General features: G+C 72.8%; 8 protein-coding genes. 3 read left to right on the top strand and 5 right to left on the bottom strand.

The features are described from left to right. Positions 1-335: 335 nt before the first annotated feature. From MED15_RS19955 to dnaK, 5 genes are all read right to left on the bottom strand, one after another. The gene (locus MED15_RS19955) at positions 336-530 is read right to left on the bottom strand and encodes a hypothetical protein (protein WP_112736613.1); all 195 of its coding nucleotides are present in this window, start codon (positions 528-530) and stop codon (positions 336-338) included. Between the two features lie 137 nt (positions 531-667). After that, positions 668-1108: a heat shock protein transcriptional repressor HspR gene (locus MED15_RS19950; protein ID WP_030332087.1), complete on the bottom strand. Its 441-nt coding sequence runs from the start codon at positions 1106-1108 to the stop codon at positions 668-670. A 30-nt stretch (positions 1109-1138) separates the two neighbouring features. Continuing rightward, on the bottom strand, positions 1139-2323 hold the full coding sequence (gene dnaJ / locus MED15_RS19945) for a molecular chaperone DnaJ (protein WP_112586100.1): 1185 nt from the start codon (positions 2321-2323) through the stop codon (positions 1139-1141). 85 nt (positions 2324-2408) lie between these two features. Then, a complete protein-coding gene (gene grpE / locus MED15_RS19940; protein ID WP_112586098.1) occupies positions 2409-3164 on the bottom strand; it encodes a nucleotide exchange factor GrpE in 756 nt (251 codons plus the stop codon). A 48-nt stretch (positions 3165-3212) separates the two neighbouring features. Continuing rightward, positions 3213-5081 carry a molecular chaperone DnaK gene (gene dnaK / locus MED15_RS19935; protein WP_112586096.1) on the bottom strand — a complete coding sequence of 623 codons (1869 nt, stop codon included), beginning with the start codon at positions 5079-5081 and terminating at the stop codon, positions 3213-3215. A 220-nt stretch (positions 5082-5301) separates the two neighbouring features. Between dnaK and MED15_RS19930 the strand changes: the two genes are divergently transcribed. The 3 genes from MED15_RS19930 to MED15_RS19920 are packed head-to-tail and all read left to right on the top strand — an operon-like array spanning position 5302 to position 10085. Continuing rightward, the gene (locus tag MED15_RS19930) at positions 5302-7122 is read left to right on the top strand and encodes a GTPase domain-containing protein (RefSeq protein WP_112586094.1); all 1821 of its coding nucleotides are present in this window, start codon (positions 5302-5304) and stop codon (positions 7120-7122) included. Next, positions 7119-8804, top strand: a complete 1686-nt coding sequence (locus MED15_RS19925; RefSeq protein ID WP_112736611.1) for a GTPase — start codon at positions 7119-7121, stop codon at positions 8802-8804. Before MED15_RS19930 ends, MED15_RS19925 begins: the two co-directional genes overlap by 4 nt. A gap of 57 nt (positions 8805-8861) precedes the next feature. Then, positions 8862-10085 (top strand): hypothetical protein, encoded by a 1224-nt coding sequence (locus MED15_RS19920; RefSeq protein ID WP_112736609.1) that lies wholly within the window; start codon positions 8862-8864, stop codon positions 10083-10085. Positions 10086-10099: the final 14 nt, after the last annotated feature.

Genomic DNA, 10099 nt, shown 5'->3' with positions numbered 1-10099 from the left:
ACACGGCCAGGACCGGTCGAGGTCGGCCCGACCAGGACCGGTCGAGGTCGGCCCGACCAGGACCGGTCGAGGTCGGCCCGACCAGGACCGGTCGAGGTCGGCCCGACCAGGACCGGTCGAGGTCGGTCGAAGCAGCGGTGCGACGTGATGTCGTAAACGATTCAGCTCGAAAGGACCTGCGAGTCGGCCTGACGCCCAGGAGTCGGCGTCACCGGTCCTCGGTCGGAAACGGCGAACGAACTGGGACCCCCGATTACGGCCGCGGGCCGGGACCCCCGATCACGGCGAACGGGCCGGGACCCCCCGTGGGTCCCGGCCCGCACGTCGGTCACCGGTCAGTCCTGCTTGCGTTCCGTCTCGGCTCGGCCCCGTTCGCCGGTATGGTCGCCGTCTTCGGCGAACCGGCCCGCGATGATCCGGTCCCGGTAGGTCCCGTCGGTCACCTTGTCGAACTTCTTGCGGACGGTCTCGGCCAGGCTCTCCAACCGGTCCTCGGTCTGCTGGGCCACCTTCTTGGCCGGTTCCGCCATCGCTCCCCCATCGCCATGCCGGTAGGTCCGAATTGAGCCGATTGGACCCTTGTCGACAGGCTAACCGAAGCGGCCCGGACCGCGCCGGGAATCCGGCACGGTCCGGGCCGAGAAGACGGATCCGGGTGAGCGGCAGGTCAGCGATCGGGCGTCCGGCGGGGGCGCCACACCACCAGGGCGGTGGACGTGCGGTTGGTCGGCACCAGATCCCGGCCTGGGAAGCGGGCCAGCGACTCCAGCTCCGCCACCCGGCGGTACGCGGCGTCCAGCTCCGCCTCCAGCCGGGCCACCCGCTGCTGCGCCTGCTCCAGCAGCCGCTCCAGCCCGATGATCCGCTTGACGCCGGCCAGGTTGATCCCGTCGTCCTGGCTGAGCCGCTGCACCTCGCGCAGCAGCACCACGTCCCGGACGCTGTAGCGACGCCCGCCACCAGCGGCCCGGCCGGGCTGCACCAGCCCCAGTCGGTCGTACTGGCGCAGGGTCTGCGGGTGCATCCCCGCCATCCGTGCCGCTACCGAGATCATCAGCACCTTGGCCTCGTAGGCAGGGTCGCCCGAACCGAGGAACTCGCCCGACATCCCGCTCACCTCCGCGTCCATTCCACCGGACTAACTGACTCGACGCACCCGTGCGTCGAGATGTTCCCGGGCCGCCGGCGGGGTCTGCTCGGCGAACGACTCCAGCGCCGTGCGCGCCTCGTCCGACAACCGGGCCGGCACCACCACGTCCAGCGTGACCAGCAGGTCACCGGCCTGCCCGTCGCGGCGGACCACACCCTTGCCCCGGGCCCGCAGCACCCGCCCGCTCGGCGTCCCCGGCGGCACCCGCAGGGTCACCGCGCCGTCGAGCGTGGGCACCCGCAGGTCCGTGCCGAGCACGGCCTCCGCGAAGGTGACCGGCACGGTCAGCGTCAGGTCGTCTCCGGTACGCCCGAACAGCTCGTCCGGCCGAACCTTGACGTGCACGAAGAGGTCGCCGGCTGGGCCACCGCGCTCGCCCGGCTCGCCACGCCCGGCCAGCCGGATGCGTTGACCGTCGGCCACACCGGCGGGGAAGCGCACGTTCATGGTGCGGGTCTTGGTGACACCGCCGCTGCCGTGGCACTCCGGGCACTTCTCCTCGACCACGGTGCCGACGCCCTGGCAGTTGCGGCACGGCTCGGAGAAGCTGAACGACCCCTGGTTGCGGGTCGTCACGCCGGCACCATGACAGACCGGGCAGGTACGCGGCTGGGTGCCGGGCTTGGCCCCGTTGCCGTGGCAGGTGTCACAGACTCCCGGCGCGCGCAGCGTCAGGGGCAGCGTCACTCCACGCACCGCGTCGCCGAAGTCCAGCGCCACCTCGGTCTCCACGTCCCGACCACGGGCCGGACCGTGTGGTGCGGCCTGCCCACCGGCCTGACCGCCACTGAAGATCGAGCTGAAGAGGTCCTGGAAGCCGGCGCCGCCGAAGCGACGATCGCCGCCACCGCCTCCGCCGCCGAACATGTCGGAGACGTCGAACGGCATGCCGCCCGGCTGACCCCCACCCCGGGCGTTGCGCCGGAACGCGCCCGAGCCGAACAGCGAACGCATCTCGTCGTACTCGCGACGGCGGCCGCTGTCCGACAGCACGTTGTACGCCTCGGACGCGGCCTTGAACCGCTCCTCGGCCTTCGGGTCGCCCGGGTTGTGGTCCGGGTGCGACTCCCGGGCCACCTTGCGGTACGCCTTCTTGATGTCATCCGCGGAGGCGGCCTTGTCCACGCCGAGCACGGCGTAGAAGTCCTTCTCGATCCAGTCCTTCGAACTCACCGGTCCACCTCCTTCCGACCCTGGTGGCCCGGCCGTCCCGCCCACCGCTGAGCGGTGGGCGGGACGGCCCGGTCACTGTCTGGCACTATTCCGGATCCGCGACCGCGACCAGCGCGGGGCGCAGCAGCCGCTCACCGAGCTGGTAGCCGCGTCGCATGACCTGTACGCAGGTCGGCTCGCTGACGTCGGCCGAGGTCTGGTGCGCGACCGCCTCGTGCCGGGTCGGGTCGAACGGGTCGCCCTGCTCGCCGAAGGCGTTCAGGCCGAACTTGCCCAGCGCGGTGGTGAGTTGTTCCGCCACCGTGCCGAACGGCCCGACCAGGTCGCCGTGTTCCCGGGCCCGGTCCAGGTCGTCCAGGATCGGCAGCAGCGCGGCCAGCACCGAGCCGGTCGCCTGCTCCTGTACGAGGCTGCGGTCGCGGTCGACCCGCTTGCGGTAGTTGGCGTACTCGGCCGACACCCGCTGCAGATCCCGGGTCCGCTCGTCGAGGTCGGCCCGGAGCGCCTCCAGCTCGGCACCGAGCGAGGTGCCCGTGCCGCCGCCGTCCACCGGCTGCGCCGGGGCGTCCACCACCGGCGGACCGGACGGCTCCGGCCCGTCGGTGGAGTTGACCTCGACCTCGATCTCGTCGACCACGACCTCGGCGTCCTCGACCAGACCCTCGGCCGGCACACCGGTCTCCGCGTCGGCGGCGGTCCCCTCCGGCTCGGCGGTGTCGACGAGCTTGCGGTTGTTGCGGATGACGACCCGCTCCCCGTCGCCGGTCGGCTCCGTGGTCGCGGAGCCACCCGGCGTCGACCCGGTGTCGCCCGGGTCGGCGGCTCGTGGCTTCTGCGTCATGCGGCTACCTCATCCCCTTCGCGGTGGAAACGTGGCGGAGGCCGACGGTCACTTCTTGCCGTCCTCGTCCACGATTTCCGCGTCGACCACGTCGTCGGCGCCGCCGGCCTGCGCGCCGGTCGCGCCGGTCGCGCCGGTCGCACCCGGGCCGGGCTCGCCACCCGGCTGCTGACCCTGCTCGGCCTGCTGGGAGTAGAGCAGCGAACCGGCCTGCTGGGAGACCTGAGCCAGCTTCTCGTGCGCCGACTTGATCTTCTCGATGTCCTGACCGCCGAGGGCGCCACGCAGCTCGCCGAGCGCCTCGTTGAGCTGCTCGCGGTTCTCACCGGGCAGCTTGTCGCCGCTCTCGGCGAGGAACTTCTCGGTCTGCCACTGGAGCGCCTCGGCCACGTTGCGGGTCTCGGCGTCGTCGCGGCGGCGCTTGTCCTCCTCCGCGTGCTCCTCGGCGTCCCGGCGCATCCGCTCGATGTCGTCCTTCGGCAGCGAGGAGCCACCGGTGATCGTCATCTTCTGTTCCTTGCCGGTGCCCAGGTCCTTGGCGTGCACGTTGACGATGCCGTTGGCGTCGATGTCGAAGGCGACCTCGATCTGCGGCACGCCGCGCGGCGCCGGCGGGAGGCCGGTCAGCTCGAAGGTGCCGAGCTTCTTGTTGTACGCCGCGATCTCCCGCTCACCCTGGAACACCTGGATCAGCACCGACGGCTGGTTGTCGTCCGCCGTGGTGAAGACCTCGGAACGCTTGGTCGGGATGGTGGTGTTGCGCTCGATCAGCTTGGTGAAGATGCCGCCCTTGGTCTCGATGCCCAGGCTCAGCGGGGTCACGTCGAGCAGCAGGACGTCCTTGACCTCACCCTTGAGCACACCGGCCTGGAGGGCGGCGCCGACGGCGACCACCTCGTCCGGGTTGACGCCCTTGTTGGGGTCGCGACCGGTGAGCTGCTTGACCAGGTCCGTCACGGCGGGCATCCGGGTCGAACCGCCGACCAGGATGACGTGCTCGACGTCGGAGATCTTGATCCCGGCGTCCTTCACGGCCTGCTCGAACGGGCCCTTGCAACGGTCCAGCAGGTCCTGCGTCATCCGCTGGAACTCGGCGCGGCTGAGCGTCACGTCGAGGTGCAGGGGGCCGGCCGCGCCGGCGGTGATGTACGGCAGGTTGATGTTGGTGGTGGTGGCGGCGGACAGCTCGATCTTGGCCTTCTCGGCTGCCTCGCGGAGCCGCTGGAGGGCCATCTTGTCCTGAGCCAGGTCGATGCCGTGCTCACCGCGGAACGTCTTGACCAGGTGGTCGATGATCCGCTGGTCCCAGTCGTCGCCACCGAGCTGGTTGTCACCGCTTGTCGACTTGACCTCGACGACGCCCTCGGCCAGCTCCAGCAGCGACACGTCGAAGGTGCCGCCGCCGAGGTCGAAGACCAGGACGGTCTGCTCCTTGGAGCCCTTGTCCAGCCCGTACGCCAGGGCGGCCGCGGTCGGCTCGTTGACGATCCGCAGCACGTTGAAGCCGGCGATCTCACCGGCCTCCTTGGTGGCCTGGCGCTGGCTGTCGTTGAAGTAGGCCGGAACGGTGATCACCGCGTCGGTGATCTGCTCACCCAGGTACGCCTCGGCGTCCCGCTTGAGCTTCATCAGCGTCCGGGCCGAGATCTCCTGCGGGGTGTACTTCTTGCCGTCGATGTCGACGGACCAGTTCGTGCCGACCTCGCGCTTGACCGACCGGATCGTCCGGTCCGGGTTGGTCACCGCTTGGCGCTTGGCGACCTCACCGACGAGCACCTCGCCGTTGCGGGCGAACGCGACGATCGAAGGAGTCGTCCGCGACCCCTCAGCGTTGGCGATGACGGTGGGCTCACCGCCCTCGAGAACGCTGACGCAGGAGTTCGTCGTGCCGAGGTCGATACCGACCGCACGTGCCATCTTCGCTTCCTCGCTTCGTAAGGTTGTGCAGGTGACGGGCATCGCCCGTGGGCTGCTGGCGAGCACCGCCCGCAGCGGGCCCCACCACAAGTTGAGTGAACTTGACTCAATAGTGCCACGCGTTGGCCAATCGTCAAGTTGACTTGAGTCAACCCGACGCAACCCAGCCGTTATTACCGTCCGGTTGTCTTCCCTTGCATCGGTCGGGCACGCTTTAGCGGTGACGACGCACGGCGATCCCGCCACCCGTTCCGGTGCGCCCGCCGTCGCAGCCCGCACCGACCCGCCGGACGCCGCGGAGGAGCCGCCCGCCACCACCGGGGACGACAGCCTCCCCGGCGCACTGTCGGGCCTCCGGGAGGCGATCGGCGCGACCCGGTATCCCCTCGCGCTGCCCTCCGCCAACTCTGCCCGGCACAGCGCCACAGCACTCACCGACCAACTCGACGACTACCTGCTGCCCCGGCTCGCCCGGTTGGACGCCCCACTGCTCGTGGTGGTCGGCGGCTCCACCGGCGCGGGTAAGTCGACCCTGGTCAACAGCCTGGTCAAGGCCCGGGTCAGCGCCGCCGGCGTGCTCCGGCCGACCACCCGCTCACCGGTGCTGGTCTGCAACCCCTCCGACGCGGCATGGTTCCGGCAGGGTGACCTCCTGCCCGGGCTGACCCGCACCACCGAGCCGAGCGACGATCCGCGCGCCCTGCACCTCGTCACCGCCCCGGCCCTGCCCGCCGGGCTGGCCTTCCTCGACGCGCCCGACATCGACTCGGTCGTCGACGCCAACCGGGCGCTCGCCACCCAGCTGCTGGCCGCCGCCGATCTGTGGCTCTTCGTCACCACCGCCGCCCGGTACGCCGACGCGGTGCCCTGGGAGCTGCTGCGCAGTGCCCGGACGCGCGGCGCGGTGATCGCCATGGTCCTGGACCGGGTGCCCGCCGAGGCCACCGACGAGATCGCCGCGCATCTGACCGAGATGCTCGCCGAGCAGGACCTCGGGCGTGCGCCGCTGTTCGTGTTGCCCGAGACCTGGGTCGACGGTCAGGGGCTGCTGCCCGAGGGAGTCACCGCCCCACTGGCCGACTGGTTCGCCCGGTTGGCCGCCGACGTGGACGCGCGGGCGGCGGTGGTCCGCCAGACCCTCGACGGGGCGCTGGCGGCACTCCACCCCGCCGTGGAGGATCTGGCCGACGCCGCCGACGAGCAGCTCGCCGCCGCCGACGGGCTGGACGAACGGGTCCGGGCCGCGTACCGGGGTGCCGAGCGCACCGTCGAGCAGGGGCTCCAGGACGGCCGGCTGCTCCGGGGTGAGGTGCTCGCCCGCTGGCAGGAGTTCGTCGGCACCGGCGAGCTGTTCCGCACGCTGGAGGCACGGATCGGCCGCCTCCGGGACCGGGTCGTGGCCGCCGTCACCGGTCGGCCGGCGCCCGCCGCCGAGCTGCGCAACGCCATCGAGTCCCAACTGGTGACGCTGCTGCGCGGGGTGGCCTCGGAGGCCGCCGAGTCCGCGTACACGGGGTGGAAGGCACACCCGGCCGGCGCCGGGCTGCTCGACCCGGCGCTCGCCCACCCGAGCGACGACCTGCCCGAGCGCGCCGAGCGCATGGTCCGCGACTGGCAGCGCGGAGTGCTGGAACTGGTCCGGGTCGAGGGCGGTGACAAGCGGTTCGTGGCCCGCACCGCCGCGTACGCGGTGAACGCCACCGGGCTGGCCGTGATGATCGCCGTCTTCGCCTCCACCGCGTTCATCCCGACCGGGCTGGAGCTGGCCACCGGGGCCGGTACCACTGTCGCCGCGCAGGCCGTCCTCCAGGCGATCTTCGGCGACCAGGCGGTGCGTACCCTCGCCGCCAAGGCCCGCACCGACCTGCTGGACCGGGTGCGCACGCTGCTCGACGCGGAGGCCGACCGCTTCCTGAGCCGCACCGCCGACGCCCGCCCCGCCGAGGACGCCGGCGACGGGCTGCGCCGGGCCGCCGGCCGGGTCGAGCTGGCCCGGCACCGCAGCGGCCTGTCCGCCGCCGACGAGGAGGGTTCCCGGTGAGCAACATCGCCGGCCGGGTACGCGACGTGTTCCGCGGGGACCAGCGGGTCGACGCCGACGCGCTGATCGCCCGCCTGGACGCGGTACGCCGGTTCCTGACCGCCGTGGACGGTCTGCTGCCGGACGCCGACCTGGTGCCCGCGCACACAGTGGTCGAACGGGCCGGCACCCGGCTCGCGCTGTCCCGGGACCACACAGTGGTCGCCCTGGCCGGCGCCACGGGCAGCGGCAAGTCCAGCCTCTTCAACGCGTTGGCCCAACTGGAACTCTCGCCGGTCGGGGTCCGCCGGCCGACCACCGGCGTCACCCACGCCTGCGTGTGGGGGCCGCTGGAGGGCGCCAACCATCTGCTCGACTGGATCGGCGTACTGCCCCGACACCGCTTCGTCCGGGAGAGCGCCCTGGACGCGGACGACGAGACGGCCCTGCACGGGCTGATCCTGCTCGACCTGCCCGACTTCGACTCGGTGCAGCGATCGCACCGGCTCGAGGTGGACCGACTCCTGGGCCTGGTCGACCAGGTGGTCTGGGTGGTCGACCCGCAGAAGTACGCCGACCGGGTCATCCACGACAGCTACCTGCGCGAGTTTCACCGGCACCGCGAGGTCACAGTGGTCGTGCTCAACCAGGCCGACCGGCTGCCCCCGGCCGAGGTGCCCCGGGTCCTGGACGACCTGCGTCGGCTGCTCGACACCGACGGGCTGACCGGGGTGCCCCTGCTGGCCACCACCGCCATCGATCCGGCCGGGATGGTCGGGCTGCGCAACGCGCTGGAGCGCACGGTCGCCGAGCGGCAGGCCGCGTTGCGTCGGCTCGCGGGTGACGTCGACACGGTCGTCGCCGGCCTGGACGAGCTGGTCGGTTCGGCCCGGCCGGCGGGCGGGCCGGACGACACCGCCGTCAACGGGCTGAACCGGGCGCTGGCCGGGGCGGCCGGGGTGCCGGCGGTGACCGAGGCCGTGGAGCGGGCGTACCGGCACCGGGCCGGCGCAGCCACCGGCTGGCCCGTGGTGCGGGGCTGGCGGCGGTTGCGGCCCGACCCGCTGCGTCGGCTGCACCTGCCCGGCCCGACCGGCGACCAGGCCGACCCGGCGGAGAGCCTGGTGGCGGCCACCTCGGTACCGGACCCGACGGCCGCCCAGCGCTCGGCGCTCGGTCTCGCCATCCGCGCGGTGGCCGACCGGGCCGCCGCCGACCTGCCCGCCGCCTGGCCCGGCGCGGTGACCTCCGCCGCCCGGTCCCGCCTCGGCGACCTACCGGACGCCCTGGATCGCACGATCGCCGGCACCGACCTCGGCCTCGACCGTCGCCCGCTGTGGTGGCGGGTCGTCGGCGGTGTGCAGTGGTTGGTCACCCTCGCCGCCGTGGTCGGGCTGGGCTGGCTGGTGCTCGGCTACGCGCTGCGGGCGCTCGGCCTGCCCGCGCTGGACAACCCGATGGTCGGCCAGGTGCCGCTGCCGACCGTGCTGCTGCTCGGCGGCCTGCTGGCCGGGCTGCTGGTGGCGGCGTTGACCCGGCCGGTGGTGCGCTGGGCCGCCCTGCGCGCCCGGGCCCGGGCCGACCAGCGGCTGACGGCGCGGGTCGCGCAGGTGGGCGACGAGTACGTGCTGACACCGGTACGGATCGTGCTCGGCTCGTACGCGCAGGCACGCGACGCGCTGCGGGACGCCGCACGCCGCTGACGCTCCGCGCGGCTCGCTACCGCTCTGCGTACGCCTCAGGCGGCGTAGGGTCGGAGCATGGCCACGCCTCAGACCCCCTACGACGCGGTGCTGCACGCCGCACGCGACGTGACCAAGCTGGAGTCCGCTCTCGACGCCGAGATGCTCGGCAGCGCCCTGCTGGGCAGTGTCTACGCGATCGCGGAGACCGACCGCGACGCCGCCGTACGGGAGTTCGTCACCGGCTTCCTCGCCGCCACCGCCCGCCGCAGGGTCGCAGCGGCGACCACCATCCGGCAGGTCTTCGCCACGCTCGTCCCGACTGCCGAGGGCACCGATCGGGTGCGCCCGGGCAGCCAGGCGCCCACCTGGACGGCCCAGCTCGGCCGGGTGCACCTCACCGGCACCTGGGCGTACGGAGACGTGTACGGCGACCAGACCTCCTACCTCGCGACCTTCGCCTACGACGACGAGTCGGGCGGCTCGGAGCACGCGCTGGTGGCCCTGGTGGACCACAACATCGGGATCACCAAGGACATCTTCGTGGGCGGGCCGGCCGAACGGATCCTGGACCAGGTCCGGCAGATGTGCGCCGACGACGAGCTGACCTGGTTCCGTACCGAAGATCCAGCCCGGTTCCGGGGCGAGGTGGCTCGCCATCTGGCGGTCACCGACGACCTGGGCGAGCTGCCCGGCGAGGGGTCACTCGCCACCGACCGAGCGTTGGTCAGGGCCCGGTTGGCGATGCTGCCCACCGCGGCCGAGCCGACCGGTCCGGCGGAGGTCGAGCCGCTCTCCGCGGCCGAGCGCACCGACCTGGTCCGGCGGTTCCTTGCCGCGCCGGAGGCTGCCCGCTTCGGGCTGGACGCCGTCGACGGCCCGGAGTTGGCCTCCCTGCACTTCTGCCTGAGCCTGCTGCTGGACCACTCGGCGAGCTTCCCGGATTCCGATCCGATGCGCTGGAGTCCTGCGGTGTCCGGGCTCTTCCTGCTCGACTGGGTGCACCGCCGGGCTGTGCTGGACATGGACGACGCGGCGATGCTCCCCCGGGTGCTGCGGGCCTGGGCGCGGTACGCGTCGCGCCAGCGCGGGCTGCCCGAGGCGGCGGCGACGCGCACCGACGAGGCGATCGAGGAGATGGTGCCGGAGTTCGCCCGCCTCTACTCGACCGGTGAGCGGCGCAGCGCGGCCACCGCCGCAGTGGCGCAGCTGATGGCCGACGGGGTTGACCCGGACGACCCGGCCGCGCTGGACGCGTGGATCGAGGCGAACCGCCACCGCCTCGCCGACGACGGCGCCTGACGGCGTCGGAGGGT

Source organism: Micromonospora noduli, assembly GCF_003264475.1.
In the GTDB taxonomy this organism is placed as follows: domain Bacteria; phylum Actinomycetota; class Actinomycetes; order Mycobacteriales; family Micromonosporaceae; genus Micromonospora; species Micromonospora noduli.
This window is presented reverse-complemented; position numbering and strand designations above follow the sequence as displayed.

What these genes read in the sequence shown, in the direction of transcription:
- MED15_RS19955 (WP_112736613.1), bottom strand. Translation starts at nt 530, where the DNA reads ATGGCGGAACCGGCCAAGAAGGTGGCCCAGCAGACCGAGGACCGGTTG.
- MED15_RS19950 (WP_030332087.1), bottom strand. Translation starts at nt 1,108, where the DNA reads ATGTCGGGCGAGTTCCTCGGTTCGGGCGACCCTGCCTACGAGGCCAAG.
- grpE (WP_112586098.1), bottom strand. Translation starts at nt 3,164, where the DNA reads ATGACGCAGAAGCCACGAGCCGCCGACCCGGGCGACACCGGGTCGACG.
- dnaK (WP_112586096.1), bottom strand. Translation starts at nt 5,081, where the DNA reads ATGGCACGTGCGGTCGGTATCGACCTCGGCACGACGAACTCCTGCGTC.
- MED15_RS19920 (WP_112736609.1), top strand. Translation starts at nt 8,862, where the DNA reads ATGGCCACGCCTCAGACCCCCTACGACGCGGTGCTGCACGCCGCACGC.